Genomic DNA, 22,175 nt, shown 5'->3' on the forward strand with positions numbered 1-22,175 from the left:
AAAGAAGTTATACCCGGTTATTTAAACGTCCCGAGATACCCGCTTTTGGCGTCAACTTTGTGGAGAAATTTAAATGGTGACATTTCAAAAAGAATTTCAAACACTTTAGAGGCCCAATTCCTTCTTTACTTCTGAGAGGGACATCAACTTCCCTTCTTTTTGGTGCTCGTAGCTCTCTTTTAAGAGTTTTCTTTCTTCATCGGTGAGGATGCAGTCTATGTCTACCATGTTCTCTCTCATTTCGATAAGTTGTTTTTTGATAAAATCAAGTTCCTTGAATACTTTATCGTAACTATTCAGCCATACTTTGAACAAAGGCAATTTTTCCTCGTTTCGAGGAAAAATTGCATATAAAATAACTCTATCTCTTCAGTATCATGCTTACACGTGAAGAGATTCTTGAAATCTATGAAGAAGGCCCTGAAGCAGTCGTTGCTGTAATTCAGAGACTTGAGACTATCATAGAGAAACAGGCTTCTCAAATTGCTGAACTTGAGGAACGTGTAAGGGTTTTAGAGGCTCGTCTAAATCAAAACAGCCAAAACAGCAGTAAACCTCCTTCTACTGACGTTTTTGTGAATGAAAAACCTAAACCTAAGAGTAGCCGCACAAGAAGTGGGAAAAAACCTGGTGGTCAAAAAGGTCATTCTGGAAGTACTTTCGAAATGGTTGGGGATCCTGACCATATAATATTTCATTCCCCTCACTGCTGTGAAAATTGTGGTCATGATCTTGAAGATACTGAAGTTCGGGACTGTGAACGCAGGCAAGAAGCTGATATTCCTCCTGTGAACATCATATTTACCGAACATCGTGCTGAGTCCAAGAAATGCCCTCACTGTGGGAAAATAAACAAAGGTACTTTTCCAGACTCTATAAAATTCCCTATTCAATATGGACCTCGCCTTTTATCCTCTCTTGTATATTTAAGGAACTTTCAATTGATTCCTTATAAACGGATTTGTGATTTGTCAGAGGACTTTTATGGAATACGTATCAGCCCTGCTACCATAAAAAGAGCTGAAAAGGAATTATTCCAGAAATTGGAACCTTTCGAAAAAGCTGTTTTCGAACATCTACGGGTAGCCTATTCTGTACATTGTGATGAAACAGGAATGAGGGTTTTAGGGACAAAATGGTGGCTCCATGTTGTTTCAAACAGTCTGTGGACATACTATTTTGTACATCCAAAAAGAGGATCAGAGGCAATGAATGCTTTGGGTTTTCTTCCAGAATACAAGGGGGTAGTAGTTCATGATGGTTGGGCATCATACAACAAATATGGATGTGAACATGCTCTCTGCAATGCTCATCTTAAGAGGGACCTCACTGGAGTTGAAGAGAATTTTGAGCAGCAATGGGCTAAAAAAGTAAATGAACTTCTGAGTGAAGTAAAAAAATATACCGACGAATGCAGAGAAATGGAAATTCCAATAGATCCAATAAAAGTCAGGGCATTCGAGGAAATATACGATAAAATAATTAAAGAGGGAATTGAAGAAAATCCACCTCCTGACCTCTCAAAACAGGTTAAAAAAAGAGGAAGACCAGCACAAACAAAAGCAAAGAATCTCCTTGATAGGTTCATAAAATACAAGGATAGGATTCTGAAATTCCTCAATGACCTGAGAGTTCCATTTGATAATAATCAAGCAGAGCGAGACATCAGAATGATGAAGCTACAACAGAAGATTTCGGGAACTTTCCGAAGCATCGAAGGAGCGGTAGCTTTCTGCAGAATTCGGGGATACATATCCACTATTAGAAAGAATAGCTTGAATGTCATGGATGCTATTCGAGCGGCGCTCAATGGAGCGCCGCTATTATCCGATAGTTGCAACATTAGCTGAAACTATGCTTTTTTTATCAGTAGGCTGAATAGTTACACTTTATCTTCAAAATCAGCCTGAACCATAAAAGAAGGTTAATATGAATATTATTTATACGTATGGTTCTCCGGTCGATTTGTTTCTTTCACGTATTCATAGAACCTGGGTCTGAAAAGAAGGTAGCACAAAGATAGTTGACACGCCCAACACAATTAATTATTAAAAACAGTCATCAGTGCAAAAAAAGTCAAGAATTATTTGTTAAAATTTGATGTCAGTGAACCCCGGCTACTAATACGGAGGAAAAATAAAATATTTAGAAGGCCCGTTCGTAGCGCGAATTTGTTTAACTAACTTTCTATTGACTGAAAATCCGGGAACAACTTTTCGTTTTGAGGGGTTAATTTTAGATGGTTGAATTATCGAATATATTCGGGCCCACTTTAAACAGCCTTTGTTCCCTTTATAAAAACCGTTTTTCCGTTTTTGAGGTGTATAGTTCAGAAGTGGAATAAAACCACTTCTTATTATATATCTTTAGTAATGATAGGATATATAATTTATCCCGTATAATCATTATAGATATAAAGTCAACCCCAAAGAGTCCAACTTCAGTAAAAAATAAATTTCAAAGATTTGAACAGAGGGAATACTCAAAAAATCGAAAAACTGTTTTATTCACATATTTTTATACTATCGAGCTCAATGTATATATTCATAAAAGCCCTCAATGAAGCGCTTTTACAAATAACTGTTCTATAGCTGCCTGAAATCCATTTTGAGCATAGCCTTTGGTGTAACCATGGATGAAATAACCCTGAAAGAAAGATTTGAAAAAGCCCTGAAACGAGAAGCCGTGGATAAGGCGCCTGTCTGTGCCGCAACCCAGACCGGAATCCTCGAACTTATGGAGCTGACGGGAGCCTCCTGGCCCGAGGCCAATTACGAAGCTGAAAAAATGGCGGCCCTTGCACTTGCGGGGCATGAGCTTGCCGGCTTTGAAAACGTCCGGGCCCCTTTCTGCTGCACCGTGCTTGCGGAAACCCTGGGCTGTACGGTTGCGGAAGGGGCCGTGGATATGCAGCCTTATGTGATGGATTTTCCCTGCCAGAAAAAAGCCGACGTAAAGGACCTGACAGTCCCCGAAAACCTGCTTGAGAGCAAACGGACGGCCACGGTCCTGGACGCGGTCGAGCTTATTCGAGAAAAAGTTGGAGAAGACGTCCCCGTACTTGCGGGAGTCATGGGGCCCGCAGGTCTTTCCTGTATGCTCGCCGGGATGAGGAACTATCTTATGTGGTTTGTTGCCAGCCCCGAAAGCGTGGAAACTCTGCTCGAAACCTGCACAGAGGCCTGCATAGAATACGCAAACGCCCTCCTCGACCGGGGAGCCGACGCGGTTGTGCTCATAGATTCGGAAGCAGGGCCGGATATCATCGCCCCCGAAATGTTTGAGGCCTCGGTTTTGCCCCTGTACGGAAAAATCTGCCGGGAGATCAAAGGCACAAAAATCCTCCACATGTGCGGGGACGCAAGCGCGGTTCTGAGGCCTCTGGCAGAGGTCGGCTTTGAAGGGATCAGCATTGAAGAAAAGGTAAGTGTCGGGTATGCCAGGGAAATAGTGGGAGACCGGGTGGCCCTTATAGGCAACGTCTCCCCATCCGACACCCTCCTTACGAAAAGTCCGGACATCATCAAAAAAGAAGCAAAGGCCTGCCTTGAAGATGGGATCGACATCCTGGCCCCGGGCTGCGGGCTTGCACCCATGACCCCCTTGAAAAACGTAAGGGCATTTGTGGAGGCCAGAGACGAGTATTATCTGGAATGAGCTGTCCACCTACAACCCTTTTTTCAAGTCCTTTTTTCAAGTCCTTTTTTCAAGTCCTTTTTTCAAATCCCTTTTTTCAAATCCCTTTTTTCAAGTCCCTTTTTTCAGGGCAAGAAAACCCGCGAGACCCAGGGAAAGCAGGCCCGGAAACAGGCCGAGCGGACTTTTCTTTGCTTCATCCCCTTCCGTGGCTGCCTGGGACTCAGCTTCCGGTTCTGCGGCCTCTTCGGAAGCCTCCAGGGTAAAGAGGTAGATATCCATTGTCCCTGTTTTTTTGTCCTGCCAGACTATCCTGTCTCCTGAAATTGCGGGATTACTCTGATACTCGGAGGATGAGGATACGACTGCTTCTTCCCCGATGGTCGTATCATAACTGTAGATAATGGTGCCTCCAGCCCTCGAATCTGCCCAGACTATTCTGCCTTCCGAAATAGCAGGGGTCTTCTGGGCAGCCGGATCTGTGCTTACCGCACTTTCTTCTCCGGAGGAGAGGTCATACATATAGAGATCCAGGTTCCCGTTTCTCCTGTCCTCCCAGACTATAAGGTCCCCTTCGATGGCGGGGTTTGCCTGAGAAGCCGGGTCCGTGACAATCGCGGTCTCTTTCCCGGTTTCAATATCGTACATGTAGATGTCCTCATTTCCATTTCGGGAATCTTTCCAGACAATCCTCTTTCCCGAGATTGCGGGCTGTGACTGCTCCGAAAGGTCAAGAGAAAGCGGGCTTTCCTTTCCGCCTGAAAGGTCGTACATGTAAATGTCCTTGTTCTGGTTCCTCTCATCGGTCCAGACAATGTAGTCTCCGGAAATTACAGGTTCCCGCTGATCTTTGGGGTCTGTGGTGATTTGCGTCTCTTTTTTCGTGGTGAGATCGTACATGTAGATGTTGTAGTTCCTGCCCCTGTCATCCGCTATAACAATCCGATTTCCCGAGATCGCGGGTTCCACCTCGTCCCTGGCTCCCGTGTAGAGAGGAACTTCCGTCCTTCCGACAGAAAGGTCATACATATAAATGTCAAAATTACCTTCACGTTCGTCCTGCCAGACAATGTAGTCTCCGGAAATTACCGGACTTATCTGGTCCCCAAAAGCCTTGGTTATAACCGATTCTGTTCCTTGTAACTGTTCGGCCGACGCAGACGTTACAAATGCAGTGGATAAAAGAAGAAAAACCGCAGACGCGGCAAAAACGGTGGATAATCTAACGTGCCTCAAGATCTAATACCTCCTGATCTCAAATAAGAATTTCAAAATAAATTTCAGAATGAATTCCAGAATAATATCTGTGTGTTATACTTTATAATTGAGCCTGTTAGGATCGGACAAACTTTAATACGGGATATTCAGAGTCAGAGTCAGGGTCAGAGTCCAGATCCAGAGGTCCAGATCCGGACACGTTAGAGTTTTGACACGCCTGAAGTGTCCGGCATTTCCACTGCAGCCCGAATCAACTCCGGCTCATCCGTCTGATTTCCGGAATCCCTGAAGCTGATGAGCACAGCCGAGCCCATGATAAGAGCACACCCGGCCAGGGTCCCGGAGGAAAGGGCCACGCCAAGCACCACCACATCGAAAAAAACGCCGCTAACAGGCTCAATCAAAGCAAGCAGACTTCCTGTCTGGGCCTTGAGCCGCGAAAATCCGATGATAGTGAAGATTTCTCCGAAGCCTATGGAGACAATCCCGAAGGCCATGAGCACTTTTAAATTATCCAGGAGGACGGAAAAGGACACGTCGAAGGCAAATGGACTGAGCAGTACAAAGCTGATTGTCATGGGCCAGAAGACCATCGCAAGTTCGGGGTATTCGTCCTTCAGAATTCTCACGTTTATGAGCATACCCGCAAAGACAATCCCCGAAAGAAGCCCCGCTATCATGCCGAGCATATAATTGCCCGTAAGCTCAATTTCCGAAAAACCCCCTTCAGGCCTTACTATCAGGACGACTCCCGCGATTGCAATGCAAAGGGCGGCGATACTTTCTTTTCCAATTTTTTCGTGCAGGATAAAAGGCGAGGCCAGCATCACGTATATGGGGGCCGTGTACTGAAGCAGGATAGCAATGGAGACGCAGGTGTATTTAAGACAGATAAAGTAAAGCAACATGCACGAGACCACCAGCAAGCCCTGAAGCAGGAGATTCCCCTTTTTTTTCTTAATCCGCAGGTCGGAGCTTTTTCCCCTGAGGCTTATGTAGGCAGAGAGGAAGAGCAGGCCGAAGAGAAGCCTGTAAAAGATAACGGAAAAAATGGTCATGTCGTGGACCCAGGCAATGAAAAGCCCGTTCATGCTGTAAAACACACAGCCTATAATTACCGCTATGTGTGCCTTTTTACTCTCAAAAAACATTCCCGACTGTCAATCCCGTGCTTACTTATATATCTATTGTATTTATTGATGGATTTTTATCTGTTGAATTTTTATCTATTGGATTTGGATCTGTTAAAAATTTATCTGTTGAATTTTTGCTGAAAAGGCCCTGCCCCTTCCAGAAACTTTTGAATAAGATTCCCCCTGATAAAAATTATGATTTTATGAGTCCGGTTTAGGGAATTCTACAGTAACCCTGTTTTTCGTCAGATCCACCAGTTTTTTGATAAATTCCTCTTCAAACCCTTTTTTAAGCTCCACTGTGAACTCGACCGCATCCGAGTATTCTTCCCCGGAGACGCTGCCGCAGTTTTCAACGAGCTGCTTCACTTTCTGGATTTCGGGATATCCGAAGCGGATTTTCAGGGACACAGTCTCGAAAACCTCTATAACCCCTGCAGCCTCAACGGCAGCTACAGCCGTTTCCCGGTAAGCCCTCAAAAGTCCCCCATAACCCAGTTTGACCCCTCCGAAATAGCGGGTAACGACCACGGCGACGTTTTTGAGTTCTTTAAGCTCCAGGACCCTGAAAACCGGTTTTCCGGAACTGCCCGCAGGTTCCCCATCATCATCATACTTCAGGGCAAAACTGTTTTCATCCTTTACAAGATATGCCGAGACGTTGTGGTTCGCGTCCGGGTGGACCTCCTTTACTTTTTTTACGAAGGCCTTTGCCTCGGCTTCGTTTTTCACAGGAATTGCATAGCCCAGGAACCCAGAATTTTTAAATTCTTTTCGGGACGTACCCGGGCCTTTCAGGGTCTTGTAACTCTCCAAACTTCAGTCCTCAGCAAGTTTTTTTCGGTTTTAGGTTTTCGGTTTTAAGTTTTAGGTCTTAGGTCTTAGATCTTAAGTTTTTGGTTTTTTAGTTTTCGGTCTCGAATCCGGGGACCCCCTTTCCTCTCCTCCTTCTATGGTCCACCACAAAATACCCCTTTCAGAAATCAGGCTTTCTGGATTTTTTCATATATGAAGGGCTATATTTCCACGAAATGAAAAACTATTAATGTAATCATAGTCATGCATAAATAAGACTCAATTTTATTATAATGAATCATATAAAATAACTATGAAGGAAGAGACTTTTCAGAGGTTGGATTATGAAAAACATTATGAAGATCACAGCACTGATTCTGCTTATAACGACCCTCGTCTTTGCGGCCGGCTGTGCCGAAAAGACTGATGAGGGAGCTGAGGAAGAAATCCCGACATACATCGTAGGAACGGAAGCTCAGTTCCCTCCCTTCGAGACCGTTGACGCTAAAGGAAATGTCGTCGGGTTTGACGTTGACCTCATGAACGCCATCGCAGAGGACCAGGGTTTCAAGGTTGAATACCTTGACCAGGACTTCACAGGTCTTATCCCTGCCCTTCAGACAGGAAACATTGACATCATCGCTTCAGGCATGACAATTAAGGAAGACCGTGAAAAAGAGGTTGACTTCAGTGAACCTTACATCAACGCAGGCCTTGCCCTTGCTGTCGGCATTAACAACGAAGAAATCACAGGTGTGGAAGACCTTCAGGGCAAAATCGTTGCTGTCCAGACCGGGTCCACCGGGTACTTCAAAGCAGAAGAACTTAAGGAAGCCGGAATTGTAAAATATATCAAGGACTTCCCCCACGTCAATGAAGCAATCTCAGAGATAAATATCGGGGGCGCAGATGCCATGATCAACGACCTGCCCGTAACAAACGCCTTCATAGCAGCAAAGCCGGGCATAATCAAGATTGTGGGCGAACCCCTTAACAGTGAAGACTACGGATTTGCCGTACGCCAGGGCAACACCGAACTCCTTGAAAAGATCAACACAGGTCTCAAAAACATCCGGGAAAGCGGAAAGTACGACGAACTCCTGGTTGACCTCCCCATGTACATGGAAGAGGAAGAAACCACTGAAGAAGTTGTTGAAGAAAATATGACTGAAGAAGTCACTGAAGAAAATGTGACTGAAGAAGTTGCTGAAGAAGTAACAGAAGAAAACGTGACTGAGTAAATCCTGCCGAAGCATAACACTCTGTTATGCTTTCTTTTTTAATTTTTATATAACCGATTTATTTCAATTATTTTTTATATATAATTGTTGTATTAATATAGTTGAAGAATAAAATGATTCCCAAATATTTCTGTAAAACAGGATTTTTGAGATAATATTCCTTTAACAGATGCATTATTTATATTAAGTATTATCTTTATTTATCAAATTAAATATTTAGAGGTCTGATTTTGTCTCTTTTAGCGTCCTATTTTGAACACGCTGTCATCGTATTCCCCAGTCTGTTACGGGGTGCGGTAATCACTGTCGAGGTCACAACTTTTTCAATATTCTTCGGGCTCATACTCGGAACAATCGCAGCTTTCGGGAAACTTTCCAAGAAGTCCATTTTAAGAATCCCCAGCTCCCTGTATGTGGATTTTATCCGGGGGACCCCCCTCTTCGTGCAGATCCTGCTCTTCTACTATGGAATCCCTGGCCTTGTCACGGGTCTTACGGGAGAGATTTTCAGGATTGACCCGATCATTGCTGGAATCGTTGTGTGCAGTATCAATAGCGGGGCCTACAACGCCGAAATTGTCCGGGCTGGCATAAAGTCCGTGGACAGGGGCCAGATGGAAGCCGCCCGTTCTCTCGGGATGACCGAGCACCAGGCAATGAAGGAAGTCATCATGCCCCAGGCCGTAAAACTCATTATCCCCCCGCTTGGAAACGAATTCATAGCACTCCTGAAAGACTCTTCCCTGCTCTCTATCATAAGCGTGCACGAGCTTTCAAAAAACGGGATGCTCTACGTATCAAAAACTTTTGCGGCATTTCCCACATTCATCTCGGTGGCCATCGTTTACCTGGCCCTGACCATGGGAATTTCCCGCCTGCTTGCATACATTGAGAGGAGGCTTGGCGTAAGTGATAGAAGTGAATAATCTCTACAAGAACTTCGGGAAGCTTAAGGTCCTTAAAGGGATCACCGAACATGTGGACGAAAGCGAGGTAGTCTGCGTAATCGGCCCCTCGGGTTCCGGAAAAAGCACCTTCCTCCGTTGCATGAACCTCCTGGAGACCCCGACCTCGGGAGAAATCCGGATAGCAGGAGACCTGGTTACCGACCCGAAGGTCAATATCAACAGGATCCGCGAGGAAGTGGGGATGGTTTTCCAGCGCTTCAACCTCTTCCCCCACATGACCGCCCTTAAAAACGTGGCAATTGCTCCCATGAGAGTAAGGGGCCTCCCCGAAAAGGAGGCTTACGAAAGGGCCCACGACCTTCTCAAAAAAGTGGGCCTGGAAGACAAGGCCAACGTTTACCCGAGCTCCCTTTCAGGCGGGCAGCAGCAGAGGGTAGCCATAGCAAGAGCCCTTGCCATGCGCCCGAAGGTTATGCTCTTCGACGAACCAACCTCGGCCCTTGACCCCGAAATGGTGGGAGAAGTCTTAAACGTCATGAAGGACCTGGCCAGGGAAGGTATGACCATGGTTGTCGTGACCCACGAAATGGGCTTTGCCCGGGAAGTAGGCGACCGGGTGCTCTTCATGGACGGAGGCGTAATTGTCGAAAAAGGCACCCCGAACGAGATTTTCAGCAACGCCAAAAACGAGAGGACAAAGGCTTTCTTAGGAAAGATTTTATAATTCTGATGCATTTTTCCCCTACTCATTTTTATCCGGAATCCACCACTCCCACCACCACTCGTTTTTTATAAATATATGGTGCTGAAAATATGAAAGAAACCCTGAAAGCCTACATCGACCTCACGCGGGCCCACTTCTTTTTAGCCTGGCCCCTCCTCTTCTGTTCAGGCCTTGTGCTTGCCTTTGAAAACTACGGGGGCTTTTCCTGGCTCCTTCTGCTGAAGGCATCCTTAATCGCCCTTCTGGGTTTCGAGGCCGGGCTTGTCTTAAACGATTACGTGGACCGGGACCGGGACAAAAAAGGCTTCAGACCGAAAGACCCCTTCAATAAATACTGGAGACTTTTTAGCAGGAGACCGGTGGCCGAGGGGCTGATTTCCCCTAAAAGGGCCCTTATGCTCTTTCTCGGGCTTGCGGGCCTTGCAGCAGCCCTGATTTTCACCCTGCCTTCCCCTAACTCCTATTACGTCTTTGCAATAATGCTCTACTCCTACGGGATCGAGGCCTTTTACCAGATGAAAAAGAGAAAACAAACCCTCCCTATAGCCCAGCTTGCAGGGCGGACGGATTTAACCCTCTTTCCAGTGGCGGGCTACCTCTGCTATGGGCAGCCGGATATGACCGCACTCCTTTATGCCCTTTTCTTTTACCCCTGGACCATGGCCCACCTTGGGACAAACGACCTTATAGAAATAAAAAACGACAGAGCCAGGGGCCTGAAGACCATTGCCGTACTCTATGGCCTGAAAGGGTGCGTGTACTGGACATTAGGTTTTACACTACTTCATTTCCTTATGGCCGGTTTTTTCCTGAAAGAGTTAGGAGATATAGCCCTCTACGGTTTTGCCCTGGCCTTCCTGATACTTATAGGGGCAAACCTTTACCTGCGGGAAGAAAAGAGTCCCGAAGCCGGAATGAAGGTGCTTCCGTTCTTCCATGGGACCATGGTGATTTACGCGCTTTCGATCATTCTTGATTTCTTTTGCTGAGTTTTTCCTCTTTTTTAAGATTTTAATATTTTAAGACTTTCTTCAGTTTTTGTCAATTTTTCTTTTTTGCGAGGATTATGGTGTTTGTCCCATCCCCGCTCAGGATTGCCTTCAGGATTTCAAAACCCCGGGCTCCCAGATAAGTTTTGAGCTGATCAAATGAATATTTGTAGGTAAAGCCCATGCGGATGCAGTCCCCTTCTTTGAAAGCCACGGCCCTCGATCCGACCTCAAACCTGGTGTCCTTCAGGATATAGAGGGTCTTTTTAGTCCTGTAGAGCTGGCCTGCGATATTGGATTCCACCGGAGCAAGCAAAAGCTCGAAATCGAAGTCTTCCGGGACCATGCCGTGCTGGAGCAGGGGATACATGTTAAAGAGCGCATTTTCCCTTGAGGCGTAGGCGCCAACAATGGACCTTTTTGCGGACCAGAGAGCTTCTTCGTCGTCTGAGGAGGGGAGAATATGGGCGTCAAAAAGGAAGAGGTCCCCTGATTCCAGGTTTTCGCAGATAAGGTTCAGGATGAAATCCGGTTCGTAGTTGCAGAATGTATTTCCGAGAATGCAGAAAAGGAGAGGCGGATGCAAATATTTTTTCAGAAGGGACAGGTCCTCGAGAAAACCCACGATTCCCTTTGTTTCAACGGGCAAGTCCCGGACTTTTTCAAGGGCCATCTCCACGAACTGCTTATTTACATCAAGAGGATAATACAGAAGGAGGTGCCTTCTTGCAGAGGCCGGAGTTTCGGCCAAATTTTTTTGGAGAAGCCCTTCGATAAGGACCCTTTCCTTATCTCCGCTCCCGACCCCCACACTCACCAGATTCATGTTCGAGGGGATGAATTTTACCAGTGGGGCAATATTTTCCTCAAGCAGAATTTTCAGGCACCTGGCCACGGGAAATGTGCTGGACCTGTCAAGGGTAAGCCAGTTTTTGGCCCCTTCGGCCCCCATGTAAAGGAGGTAATCAGGCAGTTCATGCCTTTTGAGGTTTTTATACAGCTTTTCTTTAAGAACGTTTTCGGTGATGAGTTCGATTTTGCCACCGGTTGCCTGAGCGTGCTCAAGGCCCTGTTTCAATCCTGTGTCCCGTATTATTTTACCACCTCCTCTGGTTTACCAAAATTAGCATTCCCTTCTCAGTCTTTTAAGCCGGGACGTATCCCGAGCTTCATAGGCATCCCGAGGACCTCTCCCCCGTACAGATATCTTTTGAGAACAGGCGGTGGGGAAAAAAGCTTTTTTTTGTCCGGATTTATATACTAGATCCCCAGAATTTCAAAAAACCGAAGAATATTATAAGATAGTTGGAGGGCATTATTTAATAAATATTGCTTTTTGAAAGCTGAATTTTAAAGATGCCGGGCACTTATGAAGTTATAAGAAATTGAGGGCCCTTAAATATAATTATACTGTTCTGCGATTATTTCCATAGCTGATCCCACAATTTTTAAAAAAAGTGGAGGAGTCTCAATAAATAAATGGCTAAAATTGACAGGCGGATTTGTATTATTATTAACCATAGTTCTTGTCCTGCTTGCAGCCTTATGGGGGCAACATACCGATAAAATGTATGATAATCACCTTGAGAGCAATTACGGATACGAAATCAGCATAACGGGTAGTTCCGAGCTGCAAAACGCGACCTTTTACCTGCCAGTCCCAGTTTTTGAAAATGAGTCCGAGAAAGGCCTGGCATTTGTGGAGAAGGACTTTTACGGCAGACCTCCTGACTGGAATTTTAGCATTGAGGAGACCGAACATGGCCCTATGCTCAAAATCGAAGCTGAAAAAATCCAGCCGGTTTTCCATTCCCTGCCTGTAGCTATTTCGGAATCCGAAGTGATTGAAGAGGAGGTCATGGAAGAGGAAATGGGACCAGAGCCCCCGGCGCCTCGACACTTTAAAGAATCCGACGAATATTCAGAAGAATTCCCGGTTCTGATCTCGTTTTATTTCGAGGATTACCAGGAAGCAAGCAAGCCCATTAACACAAGAAATCCGGTAGGCAACGAGTTTCTGCTTCTCCCAAAATATGACCTGAAAGAATCCGAAAAAGGCTCTATAGCCCCCAACTCCAAACATATCGGCCCCCGGTATTATGATTACGAAAGCCGCGTCTATGCAAGCTATGAGAGCTCTTCCGAAACTATAGTGGAGATATACGTCTGTTTTGGAGGGTCGAATGAGTGGTGGATTTACGGCTGGAAAGGAAATAGTTACGATGACTGGTTATCCGTCAGGCTGACAGGCCCACAGGAGGGCTGGACCCCGGCAGAAGGAGAACTTATTACGGCCGATGGGGTATATAGAAACTAAATTATTATAATGGGTTGCCGGCTTTTTGTACAGGGGGAGATATTTCAGGAAGCCAGCCACCTTCGTCTGATTTCAGGGTTTCAGGATGTTTTCCGAATTTGATTATAAAAATGCCCGACATCCTCACCGGCCACATGCCGGCCTTTTCGTAACTGAAATGGAAAAAATGTATCTCAAAAGTACAGACCTGTTTTTTGAAGAATGTAATGCTCCAACCAGATGCATAGACCCATATTAACAAATGCTAAATACAGGCCAATTCAAATAAAAGACGGGGAGATAGAATTGGTTTCGGTCACAATTATCCTTGTTTTCTGTCTGGTGGCATTTGCAGCCATTCACAGTCTTACGGCAAGCCTGCCCTTCAAACGCTTCGTCTTGAGAAAGGCAGGGGGGATTTCCAGGGTAGAAAAACTGTATATGCCGATATACAGCCTGATCGCATTTGTAACAATTGCGCCTCTTGTCTACCTGCTCATCAAAAACCCAGGGCCAGTCCTTTATGTGGTGCCTTCCCCCTGGCGCTGGCTGATGGTCGGGGTACAGGTAATTACGGCAATCGTTTCTTCGAGAGCCATGCGGGACGCCCCTCACAGGTTCAAACTACACTCACAGCTTGCCGCTTCGAAGACTCCCGAAGCCGGCCCCCTGGATATAAAGGGGATTTACCGCTGGATAAGGGACCCCTTTTTGTTCTCGGGCCTGATCATTATCTGGCTCACCTTCTTTATGACGGTCAACCTGCTCGTAATATACGTTCTGACCAGCATCTATCTGTATCTGGGGTCCCTGCACTGGGAAAAAAGACTGGAGTCGCAGTTCGGGGACGAATACCGGGAATACCAAAAAAAGGTCCACAGGATAATTCCCCATTCGGGAGGATATCGTTAAAAACCTATAATGTTCTTCAACCACTCCCCAGCCAGTTCCGCCAAAGCAGGAACTGTTGAGGAAGAGGTATTCTGCTACTTTAGATAAAAGAAAAGTTAAAAGCCGCCGGAGAGATTTGAACCCTCGACCTGCTGATTACGAATCAGCCGCTATACCGCTAAGCCACGACGGCGCTAAAGAATGGAAAAATGATGTAGACCTTAAAATATCAATTAAGGATATAACTATTTCGCTTGTCAGGCAGACACACCCCAGTTTTGGGCCACAAATCCGGAGAAAATCCGGATTACTTCCCTATTTTATTGAAATGTCTGAAATAAAACCAGAGAAAGATAAGCATTACCAGAATGGAAATAGCTATTGCAACGTAGACAAAGGAAGACACCTGAAACTCACTCCTGCAACATAAATCAAATTATTAAGAAACAAAAAGAAACCTTCTCCTGAAAGGTCCCGGAATTATCATTACATACCCTTAATGTTTAAACATTTCCATTTTTGTCAGTCCTTTATTTGCCGAAAGCGGCCACCCATTGAAGGAAGAGCCGGAATACATAATTTCCGGCCCCTTCAGCCCTTTTTCTCAGCCCACAAAAACCCGGGCCCGCCCAAAATTAAAGAATCCGCACCTCGATACAGATATTGTACTGATGGGGCGCATACGAACGCACGGTCCGCGTTTCCAGAACCTCGATTTTTCGGCCGGCCCTCGTAGCCGCGGCCCGGATAAGTTCGATGGAGCTCTCAAAAAGGTCGTCTTCCGGAGTCATCCCGTAGTAATGGATGATGCCACCGGGTTTTGTGAGGAGAACGGCCGAATCAAGGAACTCGTGAGCACTGTGGGGGAGGTTCATGAGCACATGGTCGGCCAGGCCCGCAAACTTCAGAGCCTCTTCCCGGGCATCTCCCTCGATTGCCTCGATGTTCCGCACGGAATTGAGAGCAATGTTTTCCCTGAGATAGTGAACAGCCTCCGGGTTTTTGTCGATTGCGAGGACCTTTTCAGGCCTGGCTTTTTTCGCGATCAGTATACTGTAAGGCCCCACGCCCGCAAACATGTCAACGACCGTCTCCCCTTCCCGGACCCAATCCAGGACCCGAATGCGCTCGGTGGAGAGGCGGGGAGTAAAATAGGCCTTCGCAAGGTCCACCATATAACGGGAACCGTGCTCCCTGTGAACAGTCTCGGTCCTTTGCTCTCCGGCCAGGATCTCAAACTCCCGGACCCTGAACTCCCCTATAACCGGGGTCAGAGGCATCATAACGGTCTTTACGCGGGGATGAGTCTCAAGGATGGCTCCGGCAGCCTTTCGGGCCTCGGCAGGTTCAAGCTCTTCTTCTTCCAGAAGAGCAATGTCCCCGATGACCTCAAAGCGAGGGAAAAAACCCAGAATTTCTTCAAGGGTAGGCTTTCTCTCCAGGGGCTCAAATTCGAATTCCGCAAGCTCAAACCCGACATTTTCCGGAAGTCCTGCAAGTTCTGAAGCTTCCGGCTCCCCTGAAAGGGGGAGGTAGAGATAGGAAGCATCCGAAGCTATCCTTACGGAATGGTCAAGCAATTCAAACTCAAGTAAAACCTTTCTTACGGATTCACCTTTCTTTTTGGGGACCTTAATACATCTATTTTTCATGGATTTGACACCTTTCCTGACCGATAAACCGCGTTTTTGGATTTTAAGTTTTCTCGAGATTCCGAAACTCTGGCAGTGAAACCTGAATCCGGACTGAAGTTTTGCAATCGCTTCTTTTTAGACCCTACCAAAAAAAACGGCATCCTGCTTAGGAATGGTCGAACTATAACTTCAAGTTTTCAGTTTGGGAATAGCCCTATATTTTGGTGTGTGAATTCAAACCACGGAATACACGGAACACACGGAAAAAGAACGAACGGAAGACGACAAGTACGGTTGCTCTGGCGTTTTTCGTCCTCTTGAGGGAGCGTAGCTCCCGAAAAGGACCCCGTGCTGTTGCACTTGCAGTGCAACTCCCAGGAAATCTTCGATTTCCTGTGATCCCGAAGCGGAACTCGGGTGCCGAAGCGGAACTCGGGTGCCGAAGCGGAACTCGGGTGCCGAAGCGGAACTCGGGTGCCGAAGCGGAACTCGGGCTACGAGAGCAGAACCGGATTATTGTAGTTCAGGGCAAACCAGGCCCCGAAAAGCACCAGGAAAATTCCGCAGGCGTAAAGGACCTTTTCGTGCATTCCACGGGAGAGCAGGGTTTTTCCCCGGCTGAAGGATGCGGAAATCGCGGTGAACCAGCTGAGGTCCGCAAGCCAGTGTCCGAGCACGTAAGAGACTGCAATAAAGGCCCCCAGACAGTACTCCTGAAGCACCAGAGCACTTCCCGCGGTCAGCCACCAGATCCAGAAATAGGGATTGGAAACCGAGGTCAGAAAACCCGCAAGAGCGGGGCTGGAGGCAAAGTCCTTCCCGCCTGTAGAGGAAGAAAGGCCCGCAGAAGCAGCGGCTTTTGCGTCTTTGATTGTCAGCAGGCCGAAGGCCACGAGCACGAGACCCCCGAGGAGGGAGACTGTGGAAATCGTACCACTTCCGACAAGAGAGGCCGCTCCGTAGAGGATCAGGACACAGAGCACGACTTCAATCAGCATATGCCCGAGGACGACCTCGGGACCGGCCTTCCAGCCTTTTTTAAGCGAGGCCTCTATGGTTGCAAAGAGCATGGGACCGGGGACAAGGGCACCTGTGAGCCCGACCGTGAACCCGAGGAGGAGGGCTTTGAAAACATCAAGAGAAAACATAAGCACCAACTTTTTTTAAGAAATTAATCAAGATATGGAAAGTTAAGCTGAAAAACTCAAATTACAGGAAACGAAACCATGAAAAATTAATCCGAAGAGCTGGCTGAACAAAAGCCTGCCCAAAAAATCGGCCTGAAAAAAAAAGGAAAAAGGTGAAGAAACTTTAAAATGAAGAATCCTTAAACCTTAGAGGATAATCTCGATATCCAGTTCTTCAGCAAGTTCCTTGTACCTGTTCCTGATGGTAACTTCCGTTACCCCGGCCACATCCGCAACTTCCCTCTGGGTCCTGCGTTCTCCGCAGAGAATGGACGCGATATAGATTGCGGCCGCAGCCACTCCGGTAGGCCCTCTTCCACTTGTAAGTTCCTTTTCGGAAGCCTGTCTCAGGATTTCAACGCTCTTGGACTGGACTTCCCCTTTCAAATTGAGCCCTGAGCAGAATCTGGGCACGTAGTCGATAGGAGAGGTCGGCATGAGCTTTAAGGAAAGTTCCCTTGAAATAAAGCGATATGTCCTTCCGATTTCTTTCCGACTTACCCTGGACACTTCTTCGATTTCATCAAGGGTACGGGGCACACTGCACTGCCTGCACGCAGCGTAAAGGGCAGCAGCCGCAACCCCTTCAATACTCCGGCCCCGGATAAGGTTCTTATCCACAGCCTTTCTGTAAACAACGGCCGCAGTCTCACGGACAGTCCTCGGAAGACCTAAAGCTGAAGCCATCCTGTCCAGTTCGGATAAGGCGAAAGCCAGGTTTCTTTCCGTTGCGTTGCTGACCCTGATTCTGCGCTGCCACTTTCTTAACCTGTAAAGCTGAGCACGGTTTTTGGAGGAGATAGACTTTCCGTAAGAGTCCCGGTTCCTCCAGTCAATCATTGTGGAAAGCCCTTTATCGTGGATCGTATAGGTCATGGGTGCGCCCACACGGGAACGCTTCATGCGCTGGTCGTGGTCAAACGCCCTCCACTCAGGCCCTTCGTCCACGAAGTCGGCATCAATGACAAGTCCGCAGTCCCCGCACACGAGTTCGGCCCGCTCGTAGTCGTGTACAAGATTCCTGCTGCCGCATTCCGGACACACTACCTTTTCTTTCTCGAAATTTTGTTCATTTTGTTTTTCTTTGCGAGCTTTAATCATGGCCCTGATTTTTTCTCGCTCAAGAGTGTCCGAATAGCGAACTCTTTCGACTTCTACCATTTCATATCACCTTTTACCATAAAGTAAATAAACATAAATACATAAACACCGATACACAGACACGATCAGTCAGGCAGAATGCTCGTGACTTTATTCGTGGGAGAAATGCCGTTAACTTTCAGGCATGTCGTTCCACGTTTGGATTTTTTCAATCTGCTTTTGAAACGAGTTCGTGGCAGATAACGCAGTTTTTAACTGTCTCCCCTCGCCAATGTTGGATTGCTTATCATGTGTAGCACACGGCCCCTGGTTCTCAGGACTTTTAATACCACACGAGAGGGAATTGGACTGAGGAAACATCCAAAGGCATCATGACATATCCAGGCCGGTCAATCAGGACTTGCCGAAGCAAGCCCCCCACTTTAGTGGAGGGTTATCGACACAACAGCAGAAACAAATTGGCACTGTTTTTATATAAACATAGTCGTCCAGTCACCCAGTCTCACAATCATAACACATTTACACAGTTTTAAACGCCGCCATACACATCAGGTATTTATAGAAATTGAAGTAGACTTCGGCCCTGAAAAAACACTGCCCGTTTTAAAATGCAGTTTCGAAAAAGATGAATATTCCCGAATATCAGAGATTTTACCGAACATAAATCCGTTCATTAACCAGACCCCGAAATTCAGAATCCGGAATTTTTTTAAAACCTTTTACTAAAAAATACGGATGATCCACAGGACCAAAAATACTGGCGATCGTACCAATGTTATTCAGGGTTCTGTCCATAACAGCCGAATTCATTTTAGGAATATCGCCTGAGATCTTACTGGATTTGACCTCATCTCCTCTAACAATAAGATTTTTGTTACCTGATCTGTGTAACACAATACCGAGTCTTTTCATAGTAGCCACAAATGAACAGCCTTCCTGGCTTCAAAAATTCAGAGCTTTAAGCCCTGCCTTGCGTTATATAAACCCCCAGCCCGAATAAATAATACATACCCCGGACTGAGAAGCATACGTACTTCACAGTTATAGTATATAAATATATCGCAAGACCTATATTACACATACCATTTAGATCGACAGATATATAAAAAGAAAAAGAGTGAAAGGTAAACCACAAGCTTATATATGAAATAGACATTGTTGGCAACGACCAGGCCATATAAATGGTTTGATTTTAGACGACAATAATCCATTAATAATCCATTGATAGATCTCGTTTTCCAGGGAGGAGATTTATTGTCCAAATTTGTATATTTTTTCGGAAATAATGACACTGATGGCAAAAGTAGTATGAAAGACCTGCTTGGAGGCAAGGGTGCAAACCTGGCTGAAATGGCCAATTTAGGGATCCCCGTGCCACCTGGCTTTACAATCACAACCGAAGTCTGTGTACTGTACCTCAAAAACAAAGAGTATTCAGAAGAAGTAACAAGACAGGTAAACAAAGCAATCGAAAAGCTTGAAAAAGCAAACAACAAAAAGCTTGGAGACCCGGAAGACCCACTACTCGTATCCGTACGTTCAGGGGCAAGAGTATCCATGCCAGGAATGATGGATACTGTTTTGAATCTGGGCCTTACCGATATATCCGTTGAAGGGATTGCGAAGAAGGTAAACGATAAAAGGTTTGCCTATGACTGTTACCGCAGATTCATTGCAATGTTCGGAGACGTGGTGCTCGGGATCGAATTCAGGAAGTTCGATGCGCTGATCGGAGACAAGAAAAAGCAACTTGGAGTAAAATACGACACCGATCTGACTGCGAAAGACCTTAAAGAGCTGGCTGAGAAGTTCAAGGAAGTAATCAAACTCGAAAAAGGGATAGAGTTCCCCCAGGACCCGAAAGTTCAGCTTCAAATGGCAATAGACGCTGTTTTTGATTCATGGAACAACTCGAGAGCCATCAAGTACAGGGAAATCAACGACATCGCCGACACCTGGGGAACAGCCGTTAGCGTCCAGACCATGGTCTACGGAAACATGGGTGAGACTTCCGGTACAGGAGTTGCTTTTACTAGAAACCCCTCGACCGGAGAAAAGCGTTTCTTCGGAGAATACCTGCTCAACGCCCAGGGCGAAGACGTGGTTGCCGGAATCAGGACTCCGAACCAGATACAGAAACTCGGAGAACAGATCCCTGAAGCTTACGAGCAGCTCGTGGACATTTGCCAGAAAATGGAAGCCCACTTCATGGACATGCAGGATATTGAGTTTACCATTCAAGAAGGCAAACTCTACATGCTGCAGACCAGGACCGGAAAGCGAACCGCCGCTGCTGCCGTAAAGGTTGCAAGGGATATGGTTGAAGAAAATCTGATCGACAAAGAAACAGCGGTTACCCGTGTACATGCCGACCAGATAGACCAGCTCCTCCACCCGAGAATCAACCCTGAAGCCAAACTGGAAATTATCGCAAACGGGCTTCCCGCATCTCCGGGAGCAGCTGTCGGAAAGGTCGTGTTTACCGCGGAAGAGGCGGAACTGAGGGCCGAACTTGGCGAAAAGACCATCCTTGTAAGAGGCGAGACTTCCCCCGAAGATATCGGTGGAATGGCAGCCGCTCGGGGAGTCCTGACCGTCCGGGGAGGCATGACCTCACACGCCGCAGTCGTCGGAAGAGGCATGGGTAAACCCTGTGTTGTTGGTTGCGGAGAAATCGCAATTGACACGAAAAACGCCCTCTTCAGGGTAAACGGCTACACAATAAAAGAAAACGATCACCTCACCATCGACGGCAGCACAGGAAACGTAATTCTGGGAGAAGTCGAGCTTATTGAAGCCGAACTTAACGAGGACCTCCATGCCGTCCTTGTCTGGGCTGACGAGATCCGCGAACTCGGAGTCAGGACAAACGCTGATAATCCGGCCGACGCAAGCCTCGCCCGCGAACTCGGAGCTGAAGGGATCGGACTTTGCCGGACCGAACACATGTTCTTCGGGGAAGACAGGATTCCCGCAGTCAGGGACATGATCATGGCAGAGGACGAGAAAGCCAGGAAAAAAGCCCTGAAAAAGCTGCTCCCCATGCAAAAAGAAGACTTCATCGGAATCTTCCGCAGCATGGAAGGTCTGCCCGTGACCATCAGGCTGCTTGACCCACCTCTCCACGAGTTCCTGCCCTCCAGAGAAGAACTTGAAGAAAAACTCAAGGAATTCCAGGCCGCGTCTGACCTTGACGGAATAGAAAGTATCAACATGATGCTCCAGCGCGTGGACGCTCTCAAGGAACTCAACCCCATGCTCGGGCACAGGGGCTGTCGTCTTGGGGTCACCTACCCTGAAATCTACGACATGCAGGTAAAAGCCATCATGGAAGCTGCCTGCGAACTCGCAGCCGAGGGCGCAAAGGTCGTACCTGAAATCATGATCCCCCTCGTGGGCCTTGTAACGGAACTTGCCTTCTCCAAACAGAAGGTCATTGAAATGGCCGAAGCCGTCATGGAAGAAATGGGCACGAAGGTCAACTATAAAATAGGAACCATGATCGAGCTCCCAAGAGCCGTGATCACCGCAGACAAAATCGCCATGGAAGCGGAGTTCTTTTCCTTCGGGACAAACGACCTGACCCAGACAACCTTCGGTTTCAGCCGGGACGACGTGGGCAAATTTATTCCAATCTACAAAAAAGAGGAAATTCTCAAAAACGATCCCTTCGCGGTCCTCGACCAGGAAGGCGTTGGCGAACTCATGAAGATCGGAATAGAGAAAGGCCGCTCAGTCAAGCCCGACCTTAAAATAGGCATCTGCGGAGAACACGGCGGTGAACCCTCATCAATCAGGTTCGCCCACAGCATAGGAATCGACTATGTAAGCTGTTCCCCTTACAGAATCCCTATCGCAAGGCTCGTGGCCGCTCAGAGCACCATCGAATCCAGGAAAAAATAACCTCATTAAAAATTCAACCCGGTGGGACCAAAAAGTCCCACCACCCGAGTTCCGCTTCGTCACCCGAGTTCCGCTTTGGAGCACGGGGTCCGTTTCGCTCGCTGTGCGAGCTCAAGCGGACAAATATCCCCGTCAATCTTTTTTGGGTAAGTCGGGAGGATTACTTCTCCTCGGACTTTTCCATGATCTCTTTTTCAGAAAAACTTAGCGGAAAACCAGCCCTCTTTTTAGAAAAAACGACCGGAAAATCCGACCCTCTTTTTCAGAAAAACCCACATTTCGATTTCTGGCATTTCTGTACAAATTCATGATACAAATGTGATATTTAGTTGATTTCGTATCAATTAAATAACCAATATACATGAATTATTTTCCCCTATTGGCAGGGGGTCGAAATGTCGAGAAAAACGAAACCAGAAACCGGCTCCCATCGAATTTCGGCGCAGCCCCCGAAAATATCGAATCCAGAAACCGGGGGGTACAAGCTGAAAATCTAATCTGAAAAAAACAGGCCCCACA

General features: G+C 46.8%; 18 protein-coding genes and 1 tRNA gene. 9 read left to right on the forward strand and 10 right to left on the reverse strand.

Annotation, left to right across the window (positions count from 1 at the left end; genetic code table 11):
• Positions 1-105: 105 nt before the first annotated feature.
• Complete coding sequence (locus ACZ5QV_RS04475; RefSeq protein ID WP_464601412.1) at positions 106-315, reverse strand: hypothetical protein; 210 nt, start codon at positions 313-315, stop codon at positions 106-108.
• Between the two features lie 62 nt (positions 316-377).
• On the opposite strand from ACZ5QV_RS04475, the gene tnpC reads away from it, so the two are divergent.
• Both tnpC and mtaA read left to right on the forward strand, forming a co-directional pair.
• Positions 378-1,850: an IS66 family transposase gene (gene tnpC / locus ACZ5QV_RS04480; RefSeq protein ID WP_464599339.1), complete on the forward strand. Its 1,473-nt coding sequence runs from the start codon at positions 378-380 to the stop codon at positions 1,848-1,850.
• A gap of 781 nt (positions 1,851-2,631) precedes the next feature.
• The gene (gene mtaA / locus ACZ5QV_RS04485) at positions 2,632-3,657 is read left to right on the forward strand and encodes a methylcobamide:CoM methyltransferase MtaA (RefSeq protein WP_464601413.1); all 1,026 of its coding nucleotides are present in this window, start codon (positions 2,632-2,634) and stop codon (positions 3,655-3,657) included.
• A 90-nt stretch (positions 3,658-3,747) separates the two neighbouring features.
• Here mtaA and ACZ5QV_RS04490 read toward each other — a convergent pair whose 3' ends face one another.
• The 3 genes from ACZ5QV_RS04490 to ACZ5QV_RS04500 all read right to left on the reverse strand — a co-directional run bounded on the left by ACZ5QV_RS04490 (position 3,748) and on the right by ACZ5QV_RS04500 (position 6,803).
• Positions 3,748-4,872, reverse strand: coding sequence for a DUF5050 domain-containing protein (locus ACZ5QV_RS04490; RefSeq protein ID WP_464601414.1), 1,125 nt, complete (start codon positions 4,870-4,872; stop codon positions 3,748-3,750).
• A gap of 182 nt (positions 4,873-5,054) precedes the next feature.
• Entirely contained in the window at positions 5,055-6,005 is a 951-nt protein-coding gene (locus ACZ5QV_RS04495; protein ID WP_464601415.1) for a DMT family transporter, read from the reverse strand.
• Positions 6,006-6,188: 183 nt separating this feature from the next.
• Positions 6,189-6,803 (reverse strand): IMPACT family protein, encoded by a 615-nt coding sequence (locus ACZ5QV_RS04500; protein ID WP_464601416.1) that lies wholly within the window; start codon positions 6,801-6,803, stop codon positions 6,189-6,191.
• A 323-nt stretch (positions 6,804-7,126) separates the two neighbouring features.
• Between ACZ5QV_RS04500 and ACZ5QV_RS04505 the strand changes: the two genes are divergently transcribed.
• From ACZ5QV_RS04505 to ACZ5QV_RS04520, 4 genes are all read left to right on the forward strand, one after another.
• Positions 7,127-8,023: a basic amino acid ABC transporter substrate-binding protein gene (locus ACZ5QV_RS04505; RefSeq protein ID WP_464601417.1), complete on the forward strand. Its 897-nt coding sequence runs from the start codon at positions 7,127-7,129 to the stop codon at positions 8,021-8,023.
• 230 nt (positions 8,024-8,253) lie between these two features.
• Positions 8,254-8,949, forward strand: a complete 696-nt coding sequence (locus ACZ5QV_RS04510) for an amino acid ABC transporter permease (RefSeq protein ID WP_464601418.1) — start codon at positions 8,254-8,256, stop codon at positions 8,947-8,949.
• Positions 8,933-9,655 (forward strand): amino acid ABC transporter ATP-binding protein, encoded by a 723-nt coding sequence (locus ACZ5QV_RS04515; RefSeq protein ID WP_464601419.1) that lies wholly within the window; start codon positions 8,933-8,935, stop codon positions 9,653-9,655. The genes ACZ5QV_RS04510 and ACZ5QV_RS04515 overlap by 17 nt, the downstream gene beginning before the upstream one ends.
• A gap of 89 nt (positions 9,656-9,744) precedes the next feature.
• Positions 9,745-10,644: a UbiA family prenyltransferase gene (locus ACZ5QV_RS04520; RefSeq protein WP_464601420.1), complete on the forward strand. Its 900-nt coding sequence runs from the start codon at positions 9,745-9,747 to the stop codon at positions 10,642-10,644.
• Between the two features lie 52 nt (positions 10,645-10,696).
• On the opposite strand, the gene ACZ5QV_RS04525 is transcribed toward ACZ5QV_RS04520, so the two are convergent.
• A complete protein-coding gene (locus ACZ5QV_RS04525) occupies positions 10,697-11,722 on the reverse strand; it encodes an L-histidine N(alpha)-methyltransferase (protein WP_464601421.1) in 1,026 nt (341 codons plus the stop codon).
• Positions 11,723-12,211: 489 nt separating this feature from the next.
• Here ACZ5QV_RS04525 and ACZ5QV_RS04530 point away from each other — a divergent pair, with 489 nt between their 5' ends.
• Positions 12,212-12,961: a hypothetical protein gene (locus ACZ5QV_RS04530; protein WP_464601422.1), complete on the forward strand. Its 750-nt coding sequence runs from the start codon at positions 12,212-12,214 to the stop codon at positions 12,959-12,961.
• A gap of 285 nt (positions 12,962-13,246) precedes the next feature.
• Positions 13,247-13,852, forward strand: a complete 606-nt coding sequence (locus tag ACZ5QV_RS04535) for a methyltransferase family protein (protein ID WP_464601423.1) — start codon at positions 13,247-13,249, stop codon at positions 13,850-13,852.
• Between the two features lie 100 nt (positions 13,853-13,952).
• Here the strand turns inward: ACZ5QV_RS04535 and ACZ5QV_RS04540 are convergent.
• From ACZ5QV_RS04540 to ACZ5QV_RS04560, 5 genes are all read right to left on the reverse strand, one after another.
• A tRNA-Thr gene (locus tag ACZ5QV_RS04540) sits at positions 13,953-14,024 on the reverse strand.
• A 442-nt stretch (positions 14,025-14,466) separates the two neighbouring features.
• Positions 14,467-15,483: a class I SAM-dependent methyltransferase gene (locus ACZ5QV_RS04545; RefSeq protein WP_464601424.1), complete on the reverse strand. Its 1,017-nt coding sequence runs from the start codon at positions 15,481-15,483 to the stop codon at positions 14,467-14,469.
• A 476-nt stretch (positions 15,484-15,959) separates the two neighbouring features.
• On the reverse strand, positions 15,960-16,613 hold the full coding sequence (locus ACZ5QV_RS04550) for a LysE family translocator (protein ID WP_464601425.1): 654 nt from the start codon (positions 16,611-16,613) through the stop codon (positions 15,960-15,962).
• Between the two features lie 186 nt (positions 16,614-16,799).
• The gene (locus ACZ5QV_RS04555; protein ID WP_464601426.1) at positions 16,800-17,813 is read right to left on the reverse strand and encodes a transcription initiation factor IIB; all 1,014 of its coding nucleotides are present in this window, start codon (positions 17,811-17,813) and stop codon (positions 16,800-16,802) included.
• Positions 17,814-18,404: 591 nt separating this feature from the next.
• Complete coding sequence (locus tag ACZ5QV_RS04560) at positions 18,405-18,665, reverse strand: H/ACA ribonucleoprotein complex subunit GAR1 (protein WP_464602029.1); 261 nt, start codon at positions 18,663-18,665, stop codon at positions 18,405-18,407.
• Between the two features lie 342 nt (positions 18,666-19,007).
• Between ACZ5QV_RS04560 and ppdK the strand changes: the two genes are divergently transcribed.
• Entirely contained in the window at positions 19,008-21,656 is a 2,649-nt protein-coding gene (gene ppdK, locus ACZ5QV_RS04565; protein ID WP_464601427.1) for a pyruvate, phosphate dikinase, read from the forward strand.
• Positions 21,657-22,175: the final 519 nt, after the last annotated feature.

The organism is Methanosarcina baltica, from assembly GCF_055394095.1.

Coding starts and splice junctions, on each gene's coding strand:
- ACZ5QV_RS04495 (WP_464601415.1), bottom strand. CDS start 6,005: ATGTTTTTTGAGAGTAAAAAGGCACACATAGCGGTAATTATAGGCTGT.
- ACZ5QV_RS04545 (WP_464601424.1), bottom strand. CDS start 15,483: ATGAAAAATAGATGTATTAAGGTCCCCAAAAAGAAAGGTGAATCCGTA.
- ACZ5QV_RS04560 (WP_464602029.1), bottom strand. CDS start 18,665: ATGAAAAGACTCGGTATTGTGTTACACAGATCAGGTAACAAAAATCTT.
- ACZ5QV_RS04530 (WP_464601422.1), top strand. CDS start 12,212: ATGTATGATAATCACCTTGAGAGCAATTACGGATACGAAATCAGCATA.
- tnpC (WP_464599339.1), top strand. CDS start 378: ATGCTTACACGTGAAGAGATTCTTGAAATCTATGAAGAAGGCCCTGAA.
- ACZ5QV_RS04505 (WP_464601417.1), top strand. CDS start 7,127: ATGAAAAACATTATGAAGATCACAGCACTGATTCTGCTTATAACGACC.
- ACZ5QV_RS04520 (WP_464601420.1), top strand. CDS start 9,745: ATGAAAGAAACCCTGAAAGCCTACATCGACCTCACGCGGGCCCACTTC.
- ACZ5QV_RS04550 (WP_464601425.1), bottom strand. CDS start 16,613: ATGTTTTCTCTTGATGTTTTCAAAGCCCTCCTCCTCGGGTTCACGGTC.
- ACZ5QV_RS04555 (WP_464601426.1), bottom strand. CDS start 17,813: ATGGTAGAAGTCGAAAGAGTTCGCTATTCGGACACTCTTGAGCGAGAA.
- mtaA (WP_464601413.1), top strand. CDS start 2,632: ATGGATGAAATAACCCTGAAAGAAAGATTTGAAAAAGCCCTGAAACGA.